The organism is Streptococcus mitis (genome assembly GCF_005144795.1).
GTDB classification, from domain to species: domain Bacteria; phylum Bacillota; class Bacilli; order Lactobacillales; family Streptococcaceae; genus Streptococcus; species Streptococcus mitis_BB.
Window position 1 is genome coordinate 1 of the sequence record NZ_SWFJ01000002.1, and the last position, 22,739, is coordinate 22,739.

The following is a 22,739-nucleotide window of genomic DNA, read 5'->3' on the forward strand; positions in this document are numbered from 1 at the left end:
CTGGTAAATCTGACTGGACTGCAGGCTCGCCTTTTTCAGTAACAACAGCTGCGGGTAATTCAGGTTGGACTTCTGGTGTGCCTTTGTTGGTTACTACAGCTTCTGGTAAAGCTGGTTGAACTTCAGGATCACCTTTTTCAGTAACAACAGCTTCAGGTAATGCAGGATGAACTTCGGCTTCACCTTTTTCCGTGACTAAAGCTTCTGGTAACTCTGGCTGAATTGCAGACTCGCCTTTATCGGTTACAACTGATTCAGGTAACGTAGGTTGAACTGCTGGTTTGTCTTTATCGCTTACAACTGCTTTTGGCAATGCAGGTTGAACTTCGGGTTCGCCTTTGTCAGTAACGACTGCTTCTGGTAAATCTGACTGGACTGCAGGCTCGCCTTTTTCAGTAACAACAGCTGCGGGTAATTCAGGTTGGACTTCTGGTGTGCCTTTGTTGGTTACTACAGCTTCTGGTAAAGCTGGTTGAACTTCAGGATCACCTTTTTCAGTAACAACAGCTTCAGGTAATGCAGGATGAACTTCGGCTTCACCTTTTTCCGTGACTAAAGCTTCTGGTAAATCTGACTGGACTGCAGGCTCGCCTTTTTCAGTAACAACAGCTGCGGGTAATTCAGGTTGGACTTCTGGTGTGCCTTTGTTGGTTACTACAGCTTCTGGTAAAGCTGGTTGAACTTCAGGTTCACCTTTATCTGTTACGACTGTTTCCGGCAACGCTGCTTGAACTTCTGTCGGCTTAGTTGAAGAAACAGGTTTTTCTTCCTGAATAGTTTGTACCTTTGATGGATTCTCTACAAAATTTGGTGTAACATTGTAATCTACCTTTTGTTGATTTTTAGAAGTAGCTACTGATTTCTCTTGATTGCTTACTTTAGATTCAGAAGTTATGTTTCCCTCTTTGATATATCCAATATAAGTATAGCCTGAAATGTCTTTAGGAAGAGGTAATTTTTCTCCTGAGGTTAATTCATAGTCAGTATTATAGTTCAGTAAGAGATTATTTTCTAAAGCATGAGCTGAAACTAAGACACCATTTCCTATTCCTGCAACCAATACTAAATGTAATACTGTTTTATTCTTAACTTTTTTCTTAGAAACGGCAAAAATTAAAATCCCCAGAGCCGCTAAGCTAGCACCAGCAACTAAGGCTTGCATCTCATTCTTACTTCCAGTGTTGGGTAATTCCCCCAGTTGATTTTGGGAATTTAATTTATAAACAAGATAATAAGTCTCATCATCATTCTCCACGTATGTCGGAATACCATAGACAAGCTGCTTCTTTTCATCTGATGATAGCTCTGACTCGGTCACATATTTATAGTGAACACCTTTAGTCTCTTGAGCCTCTACAGATGAACTAGCTAATACAGACATAAAAAATAAACTTGAAATCGTTGCAGATACAAGTCCTACTGATAATTTTCTAAATGAAAAACGCTGCTGTTTTTCACCAAAATACTTTTCCATTCTTCCTCCTTGAAATAAAATTTAAAAATATGTAAGGTAAACTTTATTATAATAGCTTGTTATCTTATAAAAAGGTAACTCACTTTAATTATACTCTTAATTTACAAAAAAGTCTTAAAATTAAGTTGCGCTTTCATACTTTGTTTTATATATAAAATACGAAGGATCAGTGGTTGCCATTTCCTATTTTCTCTTTTGGGATAAAATTACACCTACCATGGCACTTCCACGGTAGGTGTTAGTTATATCAATAATCGTTCTAAAAATGGTTTAATACAGTTGATGAGAATCCCATCTATCCAGCTTTCCTGTGCTGAGGAGAGATGATCTGCCTGGAGACTTTCTTTTAGAAAATCTCGAACTTGTTCTGGTGCGATTTCAAACTCAAAGGCTTTCATTTTATAGAAAAAGTCGAGCAGATGATCTGACAGATATTCAGTTGAAAATGGCACTTCTCCACTTTTTCGATATTCTAATAAGAGTCGAGCAAAGCGGGATTTTTCGTCAGGAAGCTCACGGAAATAGGAATTGAGGAGCCAGGTCTGCTTCTGCTTTCTTTCAATTGGATCCTGACTAGCAATTCGTTGGTCTTTTTCCAAATCTTTTTGGTATTGTTTGGCCTTGATAGCCCGTTCTGTTCGATTTTTACCAAAAAGAATTTTCTCCCATTTGCGTTCTTCTTGAGTCAGGGTCTCTGTAAAACCAAAGTAGTCTTGATAGGCACGTTCTGCTGGGCCCATAGCTAGAACCAGATTGTCTGCATATTGCTTGGCGATTTTATCCTTCTTCTTGCGCTCTTTCTCTGCCTGGATACGGAGTTCTTGTTCGTAATCAATTTTCTCCTTACCTAGCTTGACAAGATAGAGTTGGTCATCTGGCTTTCCAAGTAAAAAGGGTTTGATACATTTTTCAAGAACTTCCTCCATACGAGCTTTCTTCTTGGGTTCTGCCTTGGTCCAACTTCCTCCTTGAAAGACTTCTAGGAAAAGCTGGTAGTCTCTCTCAGGTGCAAATTGATTGCCACGATTGGGTTTAAAAACACCTTTTCCCCAGAGCCACTTTAGAAGACGCTCGTCAAAGTCACTTTTATTGACCTTGATTTTTTCCTTTTTCTGGGCTTTTCTGGTCAGATTTTCAACCTTTCTGAGCAGTTTTTCTTCCTCTTCCAGTTGCTGGTCAAGGGACAATCGATGAAAATGACGAACACAGTCGCTACCAATTGGAAAGAGGCGTTGGCCTGTGACACCGTTAAAGAGTTCATAAGCGTATTTTATGGCATTTCCACAGACACAATTGCTACGGCCGATACCGTTAAAAATCAAGGAAACTTCATTCCATTCCTTGGTAGCTTGTTCCCAAGTATCAGCTTTTGAAGCCTGTAAAACCGCATCATGCAGGGATTTTCTAACTGGAAGTGTCATGAGGTCTCCTTTCTAGATTATACTTTTACAACTTGAACCTCTTCTTTACCGAGTAAAATCAAGTATTTGTCAATATTTTCAATCGAATAGGCTCGAGATAAAGCCTCTCCGTATAGGGCTAACTGACCACGATAACGGTCTATGAGTTGACTTGGTTCATCATAGCGGTCTGTCTTGTAGTCGAAAAGAACGATTCTATCCTCATAAAGCAGATAGCCATCAAGGATACCACGAACAACGAAGTCTTCCTTACTCTTTTGGTCTCGTTTGAGCATGGAGAAAGGTTGCTCACGATAAAGATGGTCGGTATTAGCAAGAATTTCCTGACCGAGTGCTGTGTCAAAGAATGCAAGAATTTTAGCAAGATTGATCTTGTCTCTGACAGCTGGGCTGGTTTGAACTTGTTTGAGAGTTTCTGTCAGGCTAGCAAGCGTTGGTCGCTGACTGAGGTCCATTCTCTGCATCAGTTCGTGGGTAGCACTACCAATCTCAGCTCCTGTTACCTTTTCTTTGGTTGAAAAATCTGGCAAATCAAAGTTGATTTTCTTATCTATTGACTGGCCTTGACCTGCAATCTCGACACCTTCCATATCCATAACTGGTTCGTAGAATTTCTTGATTTGACTTGGGGTTTGAACACTAGGAAGTTCAATGGCTGCGCGGTGAAGAGTATTATAAACTTCCACCTCTTTCAGCATTTCAAGGGCTTCTTTGATGGTTTCTGACTGACGGTTATCTGCTTGAGAGCTATCTTGGAGAGGGCTCTTGTTTTCCAACTCTCCGATAGCTTCTCTGGTCAACTGATCTTCTCCAACAAAACGATAACTAAAGTTGAGATGATCCTTGGCAAATACTTTACTGATAGCCCACATCCAATCTTGGAAATTCTTGGCTTGAAGTCTAGTGTTGCTATTTAGTTTTCCATTTTTAGCTGCTGGATATTCCTTGGCTTCCAGCTTTTCACGAGAACCCTTACCGACAAGATAGAGCTTTTTCTCAGCCCGCGTCATAGCAACATACAGTAGACGCATTTGCTCAGAATAGCTTGCCAGCTGTAATTCCTCTTCATTCTGCCTATAGGTCAGGCTAGGAATGGAGAGTTTGATGGTTCTAGGATAGTGAGCTTCTACTGCTCCTGTTTCCATTTTGGCAATATACTTAACACCTAGTCCATTTTTTCGGCTGAGAATGACTTCTGACATAGAGTCTTGCTTGTTGAAATCTTGATCCATGTTAAGGATGAAGACGTAAGGAAACTCCAGCCCTTTACTCTTGTGGATGGTCATGAGCTCTACTGCATCTTTTGGCGGTGCGACGGCCACGCTTGCCAAATCGTGCTGGGCTTCTAAAACCTGGTCAATCATACCAATAAAACGCGACAAACCTTTGAAATTGCTCTTTTCAAATTGATCAGCACGCAGTGCTAGGGCATAGAGATTGGCCTGTCTAGCAGGACCATTTGGCAAAGCCCCCACATAATCATAATAAAAACGATCGTTATAAATCTTCCAAATCAGGTCATAGAGGGAGTGGGTCTTGGCATACAAACGCCAAGAAGCCAAGATATCCATGAATTGCTTTAATTTCTCAGCTAACTCCGTATGAATCAAGCCTTTTTGGCTGCTTGCCAGTTTTTGAGCATTGACCAGTTTCTCATAAAGATTTTCTTGGATTTTGTCCTCTGCTTTCTGAAGGGATAAACGTGCCAATTCGTCCTCGTCAAATCCAAACATTGGAGACTTCATAAGAGCAACCAAGGCATAGTCTTGAAGAGGATTGTGAATGACACGAAGGGTGTCTAGCATGACTTGCACTTCTAGGGATTGAAGATAATTGTTCTGCTCACCGTCAGTTTTGACAGGAATTCCATACTCAGATAAGGCGAGGAGAATCTGGTCATTACGACTGCGACTGGAGGTCAAAAGGGCAATTTCTTTAAAGGAAACACCTTTCTCCTGATGGAGTTTCAGAATCTCCTTGATAACTAAGCGCATTTCGCCTGTTAGTTTCGTTTCTGCCTGCCCCTCTTCTTCCTCACCTGTGTCGTCCTTGTCATAGATGAGAAATTCTGCCTTGTTGTCTGGATTGGGAGTCAGTTTGGTATTGGCAAAAACAAGCTGGTGCATGTTATCATAGTTGATTTCGCCGAGCTCTTGGTCCATGAGACGTTCAAAGACATCATTGGTTGCTGACAGCACTTCTGAACTACTACGGAAATTTTCTTTGAGGAGAATGAGCTTGCCCTCTTGGGGATTTTGCGCATAGCGTTGGAACTTCTCATTGAAAATCTGCGGATCTGCCTGACGGAAACGATAGATAGACTGCTTGATATCTCCCACCATAAAGCGATTGTGACCATTAGATAGCAATTCCAGCATCCGTTCTTGAATGTGGTTGGTATCCTGATACTCATCAACCATGACTTCATGGAAGCGCTCCTGATAAGCCTCACGGACTTGCGGAAAATTCTCTAAAATCTCAATTGTATAATGGCTGATATCAGCGAATTCAAAGGCATTTTCCTGGCGTTTGCGTTCACGATAAGCTTCCACAAAATCACTCATGAAAGACTGGAAGGTTTTAGCTAGCTCCCAAGTGTCTCCATGATAACGTTCTTGATAATCGAGAATGGTTATCTGGTCTGCTAGTTGTCCTAGTTTAGCAAACTGGGTCTTTCTCTCTTCATTGTAGGCATCGACCAGTGGTTTCAAATCAGCCTTGCGACTGGCATTTGTCAGAGCACGACCATTTTTCTCTTTCGAAATTGCGACAACACGCGCAAGCACTGCTTGATAAGCCTGACTATCGGACTCCTGATTCAAGGAGCTAATTTCGTCTAGAATCAACTGAACATTTTCTAGATAAGCAGCCTTTGGAAACTCCTTGGCATCATTATCCAGATGATAACGGAAAAAGCTTTCCAAATCCCAAAGGGATTGTTTGATCTGCTCAGTCAGTTTTTCTTTTTCACTGGTAAAATCAGCTTTTTCAAAGCCTTTAAGGAAAGATTCACTCAGCCAATTCTGAGGATTACTGGTGGATTGGAGGAAGTCATAAATTTTGTAGACTTGCTGGCGCAGACCCCGTTCATCTTTTCCACGTCCAGCAAAATTTTTCAGCAAATGACTAAAGGTCTCTTTCTGTTTACCTTGATAATGGGATTCAAATACCTCATGAAAGACTTCGTTTTTTAGAAGGAGTTGCTCGCTCTGATTTTGTAAAATTCGGAAATTAGGCGCAATATCAATCAGATAGCCATGTTTGCCAAGGAATTTTTGTGTAAAAGAGTCCATGGTTCCGATGGCAGCGTTGGGTAGGTCTGCCAACTGGCGGCCCAAGTGTTGTTTGAGATCAACATCGCTACTTTCTTGGATTTGTTGGCTGATTTTTTTTTCCAAACGTTCTTTAAGCTCTGTAGCAGCCTTAACGGTAAAGGTTGAGATAAAGAGTTGACTGATTTCCACTCCACGCGCTAATTGATCTAGAATGCGCTCTGCCATGACAAAGGTTTTACCAGAACCAGCCGACGCTGAGACAAGAATATTCTGACCAGAAGTGTAGATAGCTTCTATTTGTTCGGCAGTTTTCTTTTGTTCCTTGCTCGAATGAGCTTCTGCTTCTTGCAGTTTTTGAATTTCCTCCTCAGTTAAAAAGGGAATAGGCTTCATCGATTCAACTCCTCTCTTATTTTTTCAAACCAAGCTTGCTTGAGTTTTTCTCCGACCAGACGCTTGCCATCAGCTAAGGCCAACTTTTCTAGGAAACGGGCTTGACCCAAGTGGTAATTGGCTTCAAATCCTGTAATAGCCTGATGTTGCTGAACATACGGTGCAATGCTTCTACCATTTTCGGTATAAGGATTAATGGCGAACTGGCCTGTTAAAATCTTCTCAGCTGCTTTCTTGTAAAGTTGGGCATTGTAGTCCAGCAGGAGCTGGAATTCCTCATCCGTCAGCTGATTAGCTTTGTTTTTGTTGTAAAATTCACCCAAATGACTGCTTTCTTTTTCTAAAAAGAGGCCTTGGTATTTCATTGATTTGCTAGCTTCTACTACTGCACCTGCCAGACTTTTAACGGCCATCAGAGATTGGACTGGTTCAGCCATTTCCAAGTACATAGCACCGAAAAAGTTCTGCTCCCCTTCTCTTTTTAAGGCAGCTAGATAGGTTGGCAACTGGGAATTGAGTCCGTTAAAGAAATGAGGAAACTGGAACTGAGTCAGACTGGATTTGTAGTCTACTACTCCTATCGCTCCATCAGCTTTCAATCGGTCAATCCGGTCAACCTTGCCTCGTACAAAGACACTGCGTCCATTGTCCAATTGAATAAAGGCTTGCTCTTTCCCACCGAAATTCGCTTCCTCTTTGATGGTTTCGATAGCTGGATTGTGTCGGAGAATATGTCCAGTCGTCCGTGCAACATCAAGCAGAACTTCCTTGGTAAACTGGGCTTCCAAACTTTCCTGATAAATAGCTTCAAATTCGCGTTCTTGACTGGTTTCTTGAATAGCTTGTTCTAGACGTTTGTCAAAGGAATCTTCGTCAGGAAACTGCAAGGCGCGTTCAAAAATACGGTGCAAGAAATTTCCATGACTTCGAGCATCCGGACGTAGACGCAATTCTTCTTGCAAGCCTAAAATGTAGCGAAGAAAATAACTGTATTCATTGCGATAAAACTCCGTCAAACCAGAGGTAGACAGGTAAAATTCCTTGTCAGCTGGATAGAGAGCTTGTAAGGTGTCTTTAGCCAACTGCTTGCTGCTTGGACTGGTTGGGAGGGATGGATTTTCCAGACCTTGCTGGTCTAGTTTTTTACCCATGACACGTGCCAGAACCTTAATAAATGTCAAATCTTGCTCAGTATCACTCATCTCGCCCTGCTGGTGATAGGCAACCAGACTAGACAAAAGACTGTGATAGGATCCCATATCTTCCTTAGACAGCCCTTTGTGATTCATCCTTTTCTCTTTTCGACTAAATCCAAAATGGACCAACTCTTGAAGATAAGCTGATTCCTTGCTTTCACTTTCGTTAAAAAGGCTTGGAGCCGACAAAACCAACTGCTTACGCGCAGAATTGATCAAGGAAAGCATGGTATAGCGATTTTTCTTGAGATTTTCACTGCTGGCAATCAGCAATTGTGCCCCTTCCTCTGTCGCTTGGTTTAGGTTTTGCCTTTCTTCATCTGTCAAAAGACTGGTATTTTGCGCAATTTTTGGTAAATGATCCTGAGTCAATCCAATGGCGTAGACAAAGTCAGCAGTCAGTGGTGCAATCAAATCGTAACTCTGCACCAGAACAGTGTCTACTGTTGCTGGAATGGTGCGATACTGAGATAGACTCATCCCAGAATAAAGCAAGGCAAGGAAGTCTTCTAGATTAACTTGCGAACCAGCAAAAACGGTCGCAAATTGTTCTAAAACATGACAGAAAGCCTTCCAAACTTCGGCTTGTCTTTCCTGTTCTACAGTTTCCATAGTGGCTGTCAAATCTTGTAACTGCTTGGTCACAGCACCTTCTTTTAGAAAAGAGTTCCACTTTTGCAAGAGATTTTCAGCCTTTTGTTTTCGGCTAGCAAAAAGAGTTTCAAGAGGTGTTAAAATACGCAGACGAAGAGCATTTAAACGCCCTAAATCAAATTTTCCATGGTGGGATTTGGTAAAGGTTTGCTGAAAGGCTGGCAAGCCATTGATACCAAGATAGCGGATATATTGCTCAAAAGCATCAATATCAGCCTGACTAAGGTCGGTATACAAACCTGTTCTAAGAAGGTTTATCAAATCCTCCTGACGGAAACGATAGCGTTTCAAAGCTAGAATAGACTCGACAAACTGTGTCAAGGGATGATGCGCCATGGATTCGCTTTTACCAAGATAGAAAGGAATCTGATACTGGTCAAAAATGGTTTTTAGAGATAATTGATAAGACGCTACATCCCCCAATAGAATACGAAAATGCTTGTAACTCAGGTCTGGATTGGCATGTAATTTCTGACGAATACTACGGGCTACCAACTCCAACTCTTCTTTTTGCGTCAAGCAAGACCAGATTTGTAAGTTGTCACGGTCCTTATCATCTACATCCAATGTGAGTTCTGAAAAATCATAAGAAGACTCTAGCAAACGAGAGGCTTTATCAAAACTATCCATCTTCTCATGAGTTTGAGAACAGTCCAGAGCAGGAGTTTGGTATTTAGCAGCTAAATGATTGAGAAACTCCACGCTAGCTTGATAGAGATTGCCTTCAGCGAATGGACTGGTATAAGCTTTCTTACTAGCATAGGCTCCAATGACAATCTCAACACCCTTGCCGTGAAGTAGGTCCACAATCCGCTCTTCCTCGGCAGAAAAACGGGTAAATCCATCAATAACCAAGGCGATTTGACTAAAATCACTACTAACTTTGTTATTCTCAATAGCCTCAATCAAATGGGACAACTGACTTCCCTGAGCCAACTGGCCTTGATTGAGATAAGCAGTTACTTTCTCAAAAATCAAGAGTAAATCGGCTCTCTTGTCCTCATCCGTCAAACTCTCCAAGTCCAAAAAACTCATCTGAGCTTTGGTCATATCGTGGTAAAGCTCAATCAACTGCTGGATAAATTGAGGATCCTGTTTGATAGCTCCATAAACACGTAAATCCTTGGGATCGAGTGCCGCAAGACATCTGTAAAAGACTATCCCAAGCCCGATGTCATCTAAACTAATCTTGGCAGGCAAGTCATTCAAGACCAGGTAACGAGCCATTTGAGCAAAGCGCGTGACGGTAATCGCAAAAGAAGCCTGCTGGGACAAGCATTCCAGCACGGCGCGTTCCTTTTCAAAAGAAAGAGAGTTAGGAGCGATATAGAAGATCCGCTTGCCAGCAGCAACTAGCTTTTCTGCCTCTCTAGTTAGAATTTCTGTCAAAGAAGTCCGAATATCAGTATAAAGTAATTTCATCTCTGCCTCGTTGCAATTTTCATTACCTTTTATTATACCATGATTATCCCGAAGATTCCTCCTCCTTTCCTCTAAAATATGCTATAATAATACCAAAAGATAAAGATAAAGAAGGAAGACCTATGATTAAACTACTAGCCTTGGATATGGACGGAACTCTCCTCAATGAAGCTAAGGAAATTCCACAAGCTCACATTACTGCTATTCACCAAGCTATTGAAAAAGGTATCAAACTGGTTCTCTGTACGGGGCGCCCGCTTTTCGGTGTCCTCCCCTACTATCAAAAACTGGGGCTTGATCTCCAGAATGAGTATGTGATTGTTAACAATGGTTGTTCAACTCACCAGACAAGTGACTGGGGACTAGTTGACTGGCAAGAACTCAGCCCAGATGACATCGAATACCTCTATGACCTAGCTGAAAAAAGTGAGGTTCAGTTGACTCTTTTTGATGAGGAACACTATTTTGTCCTCGGTGGTAAGCCTAATGAAATCGTTCAAAATGATGCCAAGCTAGTCTTTTCAGACCTGACTGAAATTTCTCTTGAGGAAGCGACTAGTGGCAAGTACCGTATGTTCCAAGGGATGTTTTTAGGAACAAAAGAACAAACAGACGATTTTGAGCAGCGTTTTGCTGAGGAACTCTGTCAACGATTTAGTGGAGTTCGTTCGCAACCTGTCATTTATGAAGCTATGCCACTTGGAACGACAAAGGCTACTGCTCTTTCACGACTGGCAGAGATTCTGAAGATTGATTCCTCAGAAATTATGGCCATGGGCGATGCCAATAACGATATCGAAATGCTCCAGTTTGCAGGACTTGGCATTGCAATGGGAAATGCCAGTGATTATGTCAAATCTCTTGCGGATGCCGTTACAGCAAGCAACGAAGAAGATGGTGTTGCGCGTGCCATTGAGAAATATATTTTATAAGGCTCTATAATATTCGTAGTGGGTAAATCCCCTATAGATATTATGGAGCCTATTTTTGTGTAGAAAAAAAGTCCCATATGACCTATAATGAAAAGCGACTAAACAACTCATTAGAAAGATTAATATGGAACAATTACATTTTATCACAAAACTACTCGATATCAAAGACCCAAATATCCAAATTATAGATGTCGTTAATAGAGATACACACAAGGAAATCATCGCTAAACTGGATTATGACGCCCCACTTTGTCCTGATTGCGGAAGTCAAATGAAGAAATATGATTTTCAAAAACCTTCTAAAATTCCTTACCTTGAAACTACTGGTATGCCTACTAGAATTCTCCTGAAAAAGCGCCGTTTTAGGTGCTATCAGTGCTCGAAAATGATGGTCGCTGAGACTTCTATCGTCAAGAAGAATCACCAAATCCCTCGTATCATCAACCAAAAGATTACTCAGAAGCTGATTGAAAAGACTTCTATGACCGATATTGCTCATCAGCTGTCTATTTCAACTTCAACTGTCATTCGCAAACTCAATGACTTCCGTTTTAAGAATGATTTTTCTCGTCTGCCTAAGATTATGTCCTGGGACGAATATGCCTTTACAAAGGGAAAAATGAGTTTCATTGCGCAAGATTTTGACAATCTCAATATCATCACTGTTCTTGAAGGTAGAACACAAGCTATCATAAGAAATCATTTTTTGCGCTACAATCGAGCTGTTCGTTGTCAGGTAAAAATCATTACTATGGATATGTTTAGCCCTTATTATGACTTAGCTAGACAACTTTTTCCAAACGCTAAGATCGTTCTGGATCGCTTTCACATTGTCCAACACTTAAGCCGTGCTATGAGTCGTGTGCGTGTCCAAATCATGAATCAGTTTGAGCGAAAATCCCATGAATACAAGGCTACCAAGCGCTACTGGAAGCTCATTCAACAGGATAGTCGTAAACTTAGTGATAAGAGATTTTATCGCCCTACTTTTCGTATGCACTTAACGAATAAAGAGATTCTGGATAAGCTTTTGAGCTATTCAGAAGACTTGAAACACCACTACAATCTCTATCAACTCTTGCTTTTTCACTTTCAGAACAAGGAACACGACAAATTTTTCGGACTCATTGAGGACAATCTTAAGCAGATTCATCCTCTTTTTCAGACTGTCTTTAAAACCTTTTTCAAGGACAAAGAGAAAATCGTCAACGCCCTTCAATTCCCCTATTCAAACGCTAAACTGGAAGCAACCAATAATCTTATCAAACTCATCAAACGAAATGCATTTGGTTTTCGGAACTTCGAAAACTTCAAAAAACGGATTTTTATTGCTCTGAATATCAAAAAAGAAAGGACTAAATCTGTCCTTTCTCGAGCTTAGCTTTTCTTCAACCCACTACAGTTGACAAAGAGCCTTTTATAATAAAGAAGCCCAGTTCATACCAACTGGGTTTTGATATTTAAGAATTCCTAAAACTTTAGAAACTCTTTAGAAATGCTTGAGCTTTCTTTGATTTCTATACTTTATACTAAAGTTATCAAAATAAATCAAAAGGAGAGAATCATGAAAACAGTACTTGACATTCATGGATTGTCCAAAAACTTTGACAAACAACCTATCCTTCAGGATCTTCATCTAACGATAAGAGAGGGAGATATTTATGGACTTATCGGGAAGAACGGAGCTGGGAAAACCACCTTGATAAAAATCATTACGCAACTACTGTTTGCAGATAAAGGAACTGTTTCCCTCTTTTCTAGTCATTCGGAAAATGAGTGGACCAAGGCTCTATCTCGAGTAGGTTCAGTGATAGAATCACCCGTAGCACATAATCACTTAACAGCCTACCAAAATCTGAAATATTACTGTATGATTCGTCATATTCCAAATGCTGATCAAGTCATTCGAGAAACGCTGGACTATGTAGGTTTGTCAGATACAGGTAAAAAAGTCTTTCGAGATTTCTCTCTGGGAATGAAGCAAAGACTTGGCATCGCTATTGCCCTTCTCTCCAAACCAGACTTCCTGATCCTAGATGAACCTATCAACGGACTTGACCCAATTGGTATCAAAGAATTTCGTCTGATGATTCAACGGCTCAATCAAGAAAAAGGAATCACCATTCTCATTTCTAGTCATATCTTGTCAGAACTCTATCTCCTAGCTAATCGCTTTGGTATTTTAGATCAAGGCAAGATTATCCGTGAAATCAGCAAAGCTGAATTTGAAACACTAAGTGAGGATTATATTGTACTTAAGACAGCTGACCAAGAGAAAGCTTGTCAAGTATTGAAAGAACAAATCCAGCTCCAGTTCAAGGTTGTCAATCCTGAAAACGAAATCCACATCTTTGGTCAGGAACAAGATGTCAAACAGATTCTTAAGGAATTAACCTTGGCAGATGTCGCTATTGACGAGATTTACTATGCCCGTCAAAACCTAGAAGAATACTTCACTCAATTGGTCGAATAGGAGGAAAATCATGATACATACCATTCAAGCAGACTTTTACCGTCTTTTCCGTTCCAAAGGTTTTTGGATTACAGAGTTCATTCTCTTTGCTCTCATGCTAATGGGTGCAAGTATAGGAGCTACGGGTCATCTGATGGCAATCCAGACAGAAGAGCCAGAAATTCCAACCCATGGTTGGGACGGTGTACAAGCCCTGATTAACGCATCTAGTCAAGGTTCAAACCTCGTTTTTCTCTGTATTATTCTAACTTGCCTCGTTCTCGGTGTTGATTTAATCGGAAAGCTCTATAAAAATAGTTTGACAGTAGGGGTTTCTCGTACAGAGTTTTTCCTTGCTAAAGCCTTTGTAGTGGCTTGTATTGCACTCTTGCAACTTATCATCAGCCTTGTGATTGCCTTTATTCCAGCAACTATCTTAAATGGATTTGGAACTATGCCTGATGGCTTTATTGGCAATCTACTGATAACCATTTTCCTTCAATTCCTTTGCCTCCTTGCTTGGCTTTCCATTGTTTCTTTCATCCTCTATGTTAGTCATTCTTATCTTGCAGTATTTATTGGCTATTTGGTCAGCTCCATCTTACTTTCTATGCCAATGCTCATCTTTCCAAATATCAAAATTTTGCCATATTTATCATTGCAGTTTTTCTATGCTATGACTACTAATAGTGAATCCATTTTCTATACCCTTATAGTTACCTTAGCTGTTATTCTAATCTTTAATCTAAGTGGACTGGCAGTTTTCAAAAAGAAAAGTCTATAAAAAATGACCTCCTCTAGCCTACAGAGGAGGTTTATTTCGTTAAAAGTAAATAAAAACCGATAACCACTGCCCATCTGTGCTTAGTTTCATCTCTGCACCGAGAAGATGACATAATTCCTCAGTGATATAAAGGTCTAAACCAGAGGATTCTTCGGTGTCTGATAGATTTTCAGAATAAAAGCGATTGCTGAGATTTTCTATTTTTTTGATGGGCTGTTTGACAAGGTTTGCAATCTCTAAGACAAGCTGTTCCTTTTCCTTTCGCAAAGACAGAATCGCTTCTTCCTTACCATGCTTGAGGACATTTCCGAGCAAATTTTGTAAAATTCGATCCAGCAAGTCTTCATCAGTCCTCATTTTCAAACCAGATTCAACCTTAAAATCAAGCGTGATATTTGCCGCCTGAAAAACGTCATAATAAGCCAGAGTCTTTTTGGTGATAAAAGCTGAAAGATCCACTTCTTCCAGTTTCGGTTTGACAGCCTCTTCCATCAAACGACGATATTCTAGGAGAGCCTCCAAACGTTTGGAAACTAAATCAAGATGCTGGGCTATTTTTTGTAAGGTTTCTGCTTTGTTTTCAGGAGTTTTTATCAATTGTTGGGTGTAGCCTGAAGCGATAGTTAGAGGAGTCCGAATATCATGGGCGATATTGCTGATGGCCATATCCAGAGTGTGCTTTTCCCTTTTCATCACCAGCCGAGATTGTTCCACTTCTTGAAATAGATTTTCAATTTGCTGGTAGAGATGTAAAAAATGTTTGGAAAAAATGCTGACTCCGACTCTTTTCATACTACCTGTGAGAATCTTGTCTTCAATCTGTTGACTCAAGTTTTTAAGTGCTAGATGGTAGCGAATCAATGCAATCGATAAAATAATCAGGAGTACCAGTAGGACAACGATTAAGATGCATGTCATTGCTTGTCTCCTTTTAATCTTACCCCAACTCCCCAAATGGTTTCAATATATTCTTGATTTGGGTCAAGCTGGTTTAATTTTTTACGAAGATTACTCAAATGCGTATTGAGGGTATTATCTCCAGGTAGGTAGTTCTCCTCCCAGACCAATTCATAAAGTTCTTCCTTAGTGAAAATTTTCTTAGGGTGTTTAAGGAGAGTTTGGAGAATCAAGCATTCTTTCTTGGCAAGGCGAATGGTTTCCTGACTATTTTTGATTTCAAAACTTTCTGCATCAAACTGGATATTTTTCAAGTTTTGTGGCAGATTTTCAGTTTTTTCTAGCTCTATAGACTGTTTTTCTGTACTTTGGCGTAATTGAACAGTAACTCTAGCAAAGACTTCGTCCAAATCAAAAGGTTTCACTATGTAATCATTGGCACCGTCTAAGAGATATTGACTGATTAGCTTCTTATCGCTCAAAGCCGTTAGCATAATGACTGGAATTTGACTTTGTTCCCTGATAGCTTTTAAAACCTGATCTCCATTTTTCCCAGGAAGCATGATATCTAGCAAAACGAGGTCAATCCCACATTGGTCAAAACGCATGATGCCTTCAGTTCCTGAAAAGGCTTGAATCACCTCATGCTCCTCAGTAAGAAGTGTTCGTAAAATCTCTTGAATGTCACTATTGTCTTCAATAACCAATATCCTAGCCATAAATACCAACCTTTCTGCAACTATTATAGCATGTTTTATTGATAAAGCTTAAACAGAAAAGCTCCTCGCATAAAAGTGCGAGAAAGCCTTAGAGGGTTAAAATATAAAATCTACTTACTAGATGACCTAGTATCCCTATAGTTACTAGTGAAAACGAGTCTAGCAGAATGAATCTCTCATTTCTCTCCTACTAGTTCGTAATCCGTTGATACATTTCTGGTCTTCTATCTCGAAACAGTCCCCAGTTTAGGCGTTCGCTTGCTCCCTTGTCTAGGTCATAAGTAGCTAACAGAACAGCTTCTTCTTGTCTTTCAGCTAGCTCTAGAATAGCTCCTGTTTCATCTGTCATAAAGGAGGAACCGTAGAAGTCAAGACTGGAACTCTGTCCACCATTTTCCTCACTAGGAGTGACCTCCTCCAAGCCATAGCGATTGGCTGCAATAACTGGAACAATATTTGCTGCTGCGTGCCCTTGCATGGTACGTTGCCAATGACCACAACTATCTGTATCCAAAATCGGCTCTGAACCAATGGCTGTAGGATAAAAGAGCAATTCAGCACCATTTAACGCAAGACAGCGCGCTGTTTCAGGGAACCATTGATCCCAACAGATACCGATCCCAATCTTGGCATAGCGAGTATCCCAGACCTTGAAACCTGTGTTGCCAGGTGTGAAATAAAATTTTTCTTGATAATAATGATCATCTGGTATGTGGGTTTTCCGATAAACGCCCAGCACTTCCCCATCTGCATCAATAACGGCAATAGAGTTATACAAGACATTGCCATCTTTTTCATAGAAACTGATTGGTAAAACAACTTGTAGTTCCTTAGCAATGGTTTTAAAATGCTGAATGGCAGTATTTTCTGTCACCGACTGGGCATGCTGGTAGTAGTCATACTGACGTTCTTGACAGAAATAGGGACGTTCAAACAACTCGGGCAAGAGAATAATTTGTGCACCTTGTTCTGCAGCCTGACGTACTAAACGCTCTGCGGTTTGAATATTTGTTGCCACATCCTTAGCGCATTGCATCTGAATGGCTGCAACTCTTACATTTCTCATCTTTTTCTCCTATTCTGGGATTTGTTGGGTGATACAGTGGATATTGCCACCACCTAAGAGAATATCTCTAGCTGGTATTCCGGCAACTTTACGGTCTGGGAAACACTTACTGAGGATATCTAAGGCCACTTGGTCGTTTTTATCCTGAAACTGAGGAACTAGGACAGCCTTGTTGGCGATATAAAAGTTTACATAGGAAGCAGCGAGCCTTTCACCTGCGTATCGCTCTTCTTCTCCTTCTTCATAGATGTAGCCTGGCAAATCTTCTTTGGTTACAACTTGATGAAGAGCTGGAATTGGAAGTTTATGAATGGTGAAGTGACGACCTTTTGCATCTGTTTCCTTTTCTAAAAGCGCTAAATCAGCTTTTGACATGGCATACTGGGGATCGTTTTGATCATCTGTCCAAGCCAAAACAAGCTCTGCAGGACCAACAAAGGCAGCAACGTTGTCAACGTGTTCATTGGTTTCATCCTGATAAATACCATAAGGAAGCCAAATAACTTTTTCAGCTCCAAGGCACTCTAATAAGGTATTTTCGATTTCTTCCTTACTAAGATGAGGATTGCGACCAGAACTAAGCAAGCAACTTTCAGTCACGAGAATGGTTCCTTGACCATCGCTATGTATCGCTCCGCCTTCTAGGACAAAAGGTTTGACATCATAAACAGGCATTTCCAAGGCCTCAGCAAAACGACTGGCTACTTGGTCATCCTCTTCATAGTCTTGGTAGAGACCATCAACAGCACCACCCCAAGCATTGAAAGCCCAGTCTACTGCCAACTTTTCTCTTTTATCATTTATGAGAATGGTAGGACCTGTATCACGGGCCCAGGCATCATTGGTGGGAATGTCTAGATAAATAACGCTATCTCCAAGGTAGTCTTGGGCTTCAGATAGATAGTCTTGCTCCACCAAAAGATAGACTCTTTCCCCTTCTGCTATGGTCTTAATAATCTGGCTGAAAGCCTTTTTAGCTGCCTTACCTTGAAAGGGCCATGAACCTGGTCGAGTCGGCCAGATCATCAAGGTACCATGATGAGATTCGTACTCTGCTGGCATACGATAGCCTAATTTTTTTGGACTGTCCATCATGATAATCTCCCTTTAAAGTCTTGATATCCGAAAGCTTTGACTAAGTCACAATCGCCATTTTCATCCATGATATAGAGACTTGGCAATCCAATACCATTAAAGGTATTATTTTTGACAAATGAGTAAATAGCCATGTCTTCGAAATAAAGTCTGTCTCCGATTTGGACTGGATTTTCAAAGCTATAATCACCGATCACATCTCCTGTCAGGCAAGTATTGGAAGAAAGTCTATAGGTATGGGCTTTTTCCTGTGCCTCAAAGCCATTTCTCAAAGGTGGACGATAGGGCATCTCCAGTACATCAGGCATATGGCAGGTCGCAGAGGCATCTAAAACCAAGATTTCCATACCGTTTTCGACAATATCCAATACTTCAGTTGCTAGATAACCAGCATTGAGCGCAATAGCTTCACCCGGCTCGATATAGACTTCAAGATTGTAAGTTTCTCGGATACGCTTGATTTCGGAAATCAGTAAATCCACATCATAGTCTTCTCTTGTGATGTGGTGTCCTCCACCCATGTTGAGCCATTTTACTTCATGCAAATAAGGACCAAACTGTTCTTCTACTGCTTTCAAAGTTGTCTGTAAATCATCTGCTCCCTGCTCGCAAAGGGTATGAAAATGAAGACCGTCTACCAATTCCAGCAAATCACTAGGAATCTTGTCTAGAGTAACTCCGAAACGGGATCCGGGGGCGCAAGGATCATAGAGAGCGTGATCTCCTTGAGTTGAACATTGAGGATTGAGACGTAAACCTACACTGACACCAGCATCCCGACAACGGGTCCCATGTTTACGCAACTGTCTCTCTGAGTTAAAGACGATATGGTCCGTTATCTCCAGCAATTCCTCCAAGTCTGCATCCTTGAAAGCAGGCGCAAATACATGGACTTCTCCTGGAAATTCTTCTCTAGCTAGCTTAGCTTCATAGAGTCCACTGGCTGTCGTACCTGATAGATACTGGCTAATCAAGGGATAGGTTTTATAGAGTGAATAAGCCTTCTGGGCAAGCAAAACCTTGCAACCTGCTTTTTCCTGAACTTCATGAAGAATTTTACAGTTAGATTCTAAACGGGCCAAGTCAATAACGTAGGCTGGTGTTGGTACTTGTTCTAACTTCATCAGTCCACCATTTGTGGATTTTCAACCACAACCCATGGCAAACCATACTCATTCAAAGCTTCCATGAATGGATCTGGATCTAATTCCTCAAGGTTATATACTCCAGGTTGTTTCCAAGTACCGTTCATAACCAATTTCGTTCCAATCATGGCTGGAACACCTGTCGTGTAAGAAATGGCTTGTGACCCGACTTCTGCATAGCACTCTTGATGGTCGCAAACATTGTAGATGTAGATGGTCTTTTCAACACCATCCTTGACACCTGTAAAGATACATCCAATATTGGTTTTACCTACAGTACGTGGTCCAAGGCTGGCTGGATCTGGAAGCAAGGCTTTTAAGAATTGGATTGGAACAATTTCTTGGCCGTTAAAGTTAATGGTATCCGTACGAAGGAGACCGACATTTTCCAAACATTTCATGTGCGTCAAGTATGATTGACCAAAAGTCATAAAGAAACGAATGCGTTTGACTCCAGGAATGTTTTTGGCCAATGATTCAATTTCTTCATGGTGAAGGAGATACATATCTTTTTGTCCAACTTGAGGGAAATCATACTCACGTTTGATAGACATAGCTTCGACTTCGACCCATTTCCCATCTTCCCAGTAAGAACCTGGCGCAGAAACCTCGCGTAGATTGATTTCTGGGTTAAAGTTGGTTGCAAATGGATAACCGTGGTCACCACCATTACAGTCTAAAATATCGATATAATGGATTTCATCAAAGTAGTGTTTGAGAGCATAAGCTGAGAAAACACTGGTCACACCTGGGTCAAATCCAGAGCCAAGCAGAGCGGTCAAGCCTGCTTCTTTGAATTTCTCCTGATAAGTCCATTGCCATGAGTAGTCAAAGTAGGCTGTAAATCCAAGTTCCTTACAGCGTTTTTCGTAGATAGCACGCCACTCAGGGTTTTCTGTGTCTTCTGCTTCGTAGTTGGCTGTATCGATATAGTGAACACCTGTTGCCAAACAAGCGTCCATAATGGTTAAATCTTGATATGGTAAAGCTACGTTCAAAACAGCTTCTGGCTTGTAGCTTTCAATCAGCGCAATCACTTCTTCAACCTTATCAGCATCAAGAGCTGCTGTCTCAATCCTTGTACTTGTTTTGCCTTCCAGTTTAGCTTTCAAGTCATCACATTTTGACTTAGTACGGCTAGCAATCATAATCTCTGTAAAGGTTTCGCTATCTTGACAAATCTTTGAAATAGCAACTTGGGCAACGCCCCCACATCCAATAACTAGTAAACGACTCATTTTTTTCCTTCCTCTTCTTCTAAAATGTCCTCGACATACTTGGGCAACATAAAGGCCCCCACATGTAGGTTTGCAGTGTAGTATTCTGTGAAAAGCTGGCGTTTTTTCCATCTTTCCTTGTCAAAATCTTTGACAGGGTGGTATTTTTTCGATGCAAATCCAAACAACCAATAACCAGCCGGGCTAGTTGGTATATGGGCCTGATAGACCCGACTAATTGGAAAGGCTTGATTGACCTTGCGGTGCATGCTTCGGCAAGCTGACTCATCTTCGTCAAAGAAAGGACTCCCATGCTGGTAAATCATGATTCCGTCTTCTTTAAGAGCACGATAACTGTTTCCGTAAAATTCCTTGGTAAAGAGCCCTTCCGTATGTCCAAAGGGATCTGTCGCATCGTTGATAATGATATCGTAATCATCTTCGCAGTTTCGCAAAAAGCGTAGCCCGTCTTGGTAATAGATATTGACCCGAGGATCATCTAGACCCGTTGCAAAATCTGGGAAATACTCACGACAGACCTCAACCAACATCTCATCTGGTTCCACAATATCGATTTGTTCCAGTTCAGGATAGAGTGTTAATACTTGGGCAACACCACCGTCACCACCTCCAATAACCAAGACTTTCTTGGGATTTGGGTGGACAGCCATGGGAACATGAACGGTCATTTCATTATAGACAAAATCATCCGCATCTGAAAACAAAACATGCCCATTTAAAATCAGTATTTTTCCAAAAGCTGGTGTATCCAAGACTTCGATATCCTGCCATTCACTTTTACCAGCGTAGAGTTGCTTGGCTGTTCTCAGGGACAATTTCACATCTGGAGTATGAACTTCAGAAAACCATAAATCCATCTAGTTCTCCTTTCTCTTAATGACGTTGATGTGATTGACCTCTGGATCTTCCGTCCCTTGGAGGGAGCAACCACGTTCCTTAGCAAATTGGATATAGTCTACAATTTCACGTGTAATGCGTTCACCAGGAGCCAAGATAGGGATTCCCGGAGGGTAACACATAACAAATTCTCCACAAACCTGTCCAACAGATTCATCCAAGGTCAAACTTTTTCTTTCTGAATAGAATGCTTCCTGAGGAGACAGGACTAGCTCAGGCTGGATATATTCTCCAGCTATCAAGTCCTTCCCATCTCGTGAATAGAGTCTCTTGATATCAGCCAAAGCACCGACCAAGCGCTCGATGTCTTGGATACGGTCACCAATTGAAATATAGGCTAAGATATTGCCAATATCACCAAACTCAATCTGAATGTCGTATTCGTCTCGTAGGAGGTCATAAACCTCGATACCTGTTAAGCCTATTCCCTGAGTGTAAACTGACAGCTTGGTTACATCAAAATCGCAAACCGAAACACCGTCTATTAACTCTTTTGAGTAGGCATAGTAGCCACCAATAGCATTGATTTCACGGCGGGCATACTCGGATAGCTCAATGACCTTCTCAAAAGACTCTTTACCACGAAGGGCTAAGTTGCGACGTGAAATATCCAGACTAGCCATCAATAAATACGATGCAGATGTTGATTGGGTCAAGTTGATAATCTGACGAACGTACTCAGAATTCATCTGCTCCCCGATAAGTAAAATGGAACTTTGGGTCAAACTCCCACCAGACTTATGCATGGAAACCGCTGCCATATCAGCACCTGCATCCATAGCAGAAATTGGAAGTTTATCAGTAAAATGTAAGTGTGCTCCGTGGGCTTCATCAACTAACACCATCATGCCAGCTTCATGAGCCATTTCCGTTAAACCCTTGAGGTCTGAACAAATTCCATAGTAAGTAGGATTGTTAATCAAAATGGCCTTGGCATCTGGATGCTCCTTAATTGCCTGTGCTACTCGGTCATTTTCAAGACCTAAAGCGATACCAATCTTAGGATCCACACTCATCTCGATATAGATGGGAATGGCACCACATAGAACCAGCGCATTAATAGCAGATTTGTGGACATTACGTGGCAGAATAATCTTATCTCCTGCCTTGCAGGTTGACAGAATCATAGTCTGCACCGATGAAGTTGTTCCCCCAATCATGAGAAAGGCATGGCTAGCTCCAAAAGCATCCGCCGCCAGCTCCTCTGCATCCCGAATAATCGAAATGGGATGACCAAGATTATCCAAGGGTTTCATCGAATTGACATCAATTCCAACACATTTTTCTCCTAAGAGTTCCACAAGTTCTGGATTTCCTCGTCCACGCTTGTGACCTGGAACATCAAAGGGAACAATCCTTTTCTTGCGTAACTTCACCAAGGCCTCATAAATTGGGGCTTGGTTTTGATCTAACTCTTTCAAGACATACTCCTTTCAATATTTTTAGGACCTTATGAAAACTAAGGAACTAAAGGTTGACTTATGAAAAAAGAGCAGGTTTTCACCTGCTCTGCAATCTTCTGACGTTTTTATGTTTGTTTCTTTTGAGTATGTCTGTTCCTGATGTTTCCTAACTCTCTAGTAGCAAATATTACGTACTTTATTGATCGTTTCACAAGATGACGTGTGCTTTCACCACACTAAAATTTATGAATTAGGACAAGTGTCCTAACATCAACT

General features: G+C 41.1%; 16 protein-coding genes. 4 read left to right on the forward strand and 12 right to left on the reverse strand.

Annotation, left to right across the window (positions count from 1 at the left end):
- From FBF73_RS01480 to rexB, 4 genes are all read right to left on the reverse strand, one after another.
- Window positions 1–1,474: YSIRK-type signal peptide-containing protein (locus FBF73_RS01480; protein WP_136936763.1), on the reverse strand; the 1,474-nt coding region annotated here is incomplete at its 3' end.
- A gap of 242 nt (window positions 1,475–1,716) precedes the next feature.
- Window positions 1,717–2,895, reverse strand: a complete 1,179-nt coding sequence (locus tag FBF73_RS01485; RefSeq protein WP_136936764.1) for a hypothetical protein — start codon at window positions 2,893–2,895, stop codon at window positions 1,717–1,719.
- Window positions 2,896–2,912: 17 nt separating this feature from the next.
- Entirely contained in the window at window positions 2,913–6,563 is a 3,651-nt protein-coding gene (addA, locus tag FBF73_RS01490; protein ID WP_136936765.1) for a helicase-exonuclease AddAB subunit AddA, read from the reverse strand.
- Window positions 6,560–9,835 carry an ATP-dependent nuclease subunit B gene (rexB, locus tag FBF73_RS01495; RefSeq protein ID WP_136936766.1) on the reverse strand — a complete coding sequence of 1,092 codons (3,276 nt, stop codon included), beginning with the start codon at window positions 9,833–9,835 and terminating at the stop codon, window positions 6,560–6,562. Before rexB ends, addA begins: the two co-directional genes overlap by 4 nt.
- Before the next feature lie 122 nt (window positions 9,836–9,957).
- Between rexB and FBF73_RS01500 the strand changes: the two genes are divergently transcribed.
- From FBF73_RS01500 to FBF73_RS01515, 4 genes are all read left to right on the forward strand, one after another.
- A complete protein-coding gene (locus tag FBF73_RS01500; RefSeq protein ID WP_136936767.1) occupies window positions 9,958–10,767 on the forward strand; it encodes a Cof-type HAD-IIB family hydrolase in 810 nt (269 codons plus the stop codon).
- A 124-nt stretch (window positions 10,768–10,891) separates the two neighbouring features.
- On the forward strand, window positions 10,892–12,148 hold the full coding sequence (locus FBF73_RS01505) for an ISL3 family transposase (protein WP_136936768.1): 1,257 nt from the start codon (window positions 10,892–10,894) through the stop codon (window positions 12,146–12,148).
- A 183-nt stretch (window positions 12,149–12,331) separates the two neighbouring features.
- Window positions 12,332–13,240, forward strand: coding sequence for an ATP-binding cassette domain-containing protein (locus tag FBF73_RS01510; RefSeq protein WP_136936769.1), 909 nt, complete (start codon window positions 12,332–12,334; stop codon window positions 13,238–13,240).
- A 10-nt stretch (window positions 13,241–13,250) separates the two neighbouring features.
- Window positions 13,251–14,003 (forward strand): ABC transporter permease, encoded by a 753-nt coding sequence (locus tag FBF73_RS01515; protein WP_136936770.1) that lies wholly within the window; start codon window positions 13,251–13,253, stop codon window positions 14,001–14,003.
- Between the two features lie 39 nt (window positions 14,004–14,042).
- On the opposite strand, the gene FBF73_RS01520 is transcribed toward FBF73_RS01515, so the two are convergent.
- The 8 genes from FBF73_RS01520 to FBF73_RS01555 all read right to left on the reverse strand — a co-directional run bounded on the left by FBF73_RS01520 (window position 14,043) and on the right by FBF73_RS01555 (window position 22,481).
- Window positions 14,043–14,921 carry a sensor histidine kinase gene (locus FBF73_RS01520; protein ID WP_136936771.1) on the reverse strand — a complete coding sequence of 293 codons (879 nt, stop codon included), beginning with the start codon at window positions 14,919–14,921 and terminating at the stop codon, window positions 14,043–14,045.
- Window positions 14,918–15,619 carry a response regulator transcription factor gene (locus FBF73_RS01525; RefSeq protein WP_136936772.1) on the reverse strand — a complete coding sequence of 234 codons (702 nt, stop codon included), beginning with the start codon at window positions 15,617–15,619 and terminating at the stop codon, window positions 14,918–14,920. The genes FBF73_RS01520 and FBF73_RS01525 overlap by 4 nt, the downstream gene beginning before the upstream one ends.
- A 190-nt stretch (window positions 15,620–15,809) precedes the next feature.
- Complete coding sequence (gene aguB, locus FBF73_RS01530; RefSeq protein ID WP_136936773.1) at window positions 15,810–16,685, reverse strand: N-carbamoylputrescine amidase; 876 nt, start codon at window positions 16,683–16,685, stop codon at window positions 15,810–15,812.
- Window positions 16,686–16,694: 9 nt separating this feature from the next.
- Complete coding sequence (aguA, locus tag FBF73_RS01535) at window positions 16,695–17,780, reverse strand: agmatine deiminase (protein WP_136936774.1); 1,086 nt, start codon at window positions 17,778–17,780, stop codon at window positions 16,695–16,697.
- The gene (gene nspC, locus FBF73_RS01540; RefSeq protein WP_136936775.1) at window positions 17,777–18,904 is read right to left on the reverse strand and encodes a carboxynorspermidine decarboxylase; all 1,128 of its coding nucleotides are present in this window, start codon (window positions 18,902–18,904) and stop codon (window positions 17,777–17,779) included. The genes aguA and nspC overlap by 4 nt, the downstream gene beginning before the upstream one ends.
- The gene (locus tag FBF73_RS01545; RefSeq protein ID WP_136936776.1) at window positions 18,904–20,163 is read right to left on the reverse strand and encodes a saccharopine dehydrogenase family protein; all 1,260 of its coding nucleotides are present in this window, start codon (window positions 20,161–20,163) and stop codon (window positions 18,904–18,906) included. Before FBF73_RS01545 ends, nspC begins: the two co-directional genes overlap by 1 nt.
- Complete coding sequence (gene speE / locus FBF73_RS01550) at window positions 20,160–21,020, reverse strand: polyamine aminopropyltransferase (RefSeq protein WP_136936777.1); 861 nt, start codon at window positions 21,018–21,020, stop codon at window positions 20,160–20,162. Before speE ends, FBF73_RS01545 begins: the two co-directional genes overlap by 4 nt.
- Window positions 21,021–22,481, reverse strand: a complete 1,461-nt coding sequence (locus FBF73_RS01555; RefSeq protein WP_000661018.1) for an aminotransferase class I/II-fold pyridoxal phosphate-dependent enzyme — start codon at window positions 22,479–22,481, stop codon at window positions 21,021–21,023. It abuts the gene before it with no gap.
- Between the last annotated feature and the right edge of the window lie 258 nt (window positions 22,482–22,739).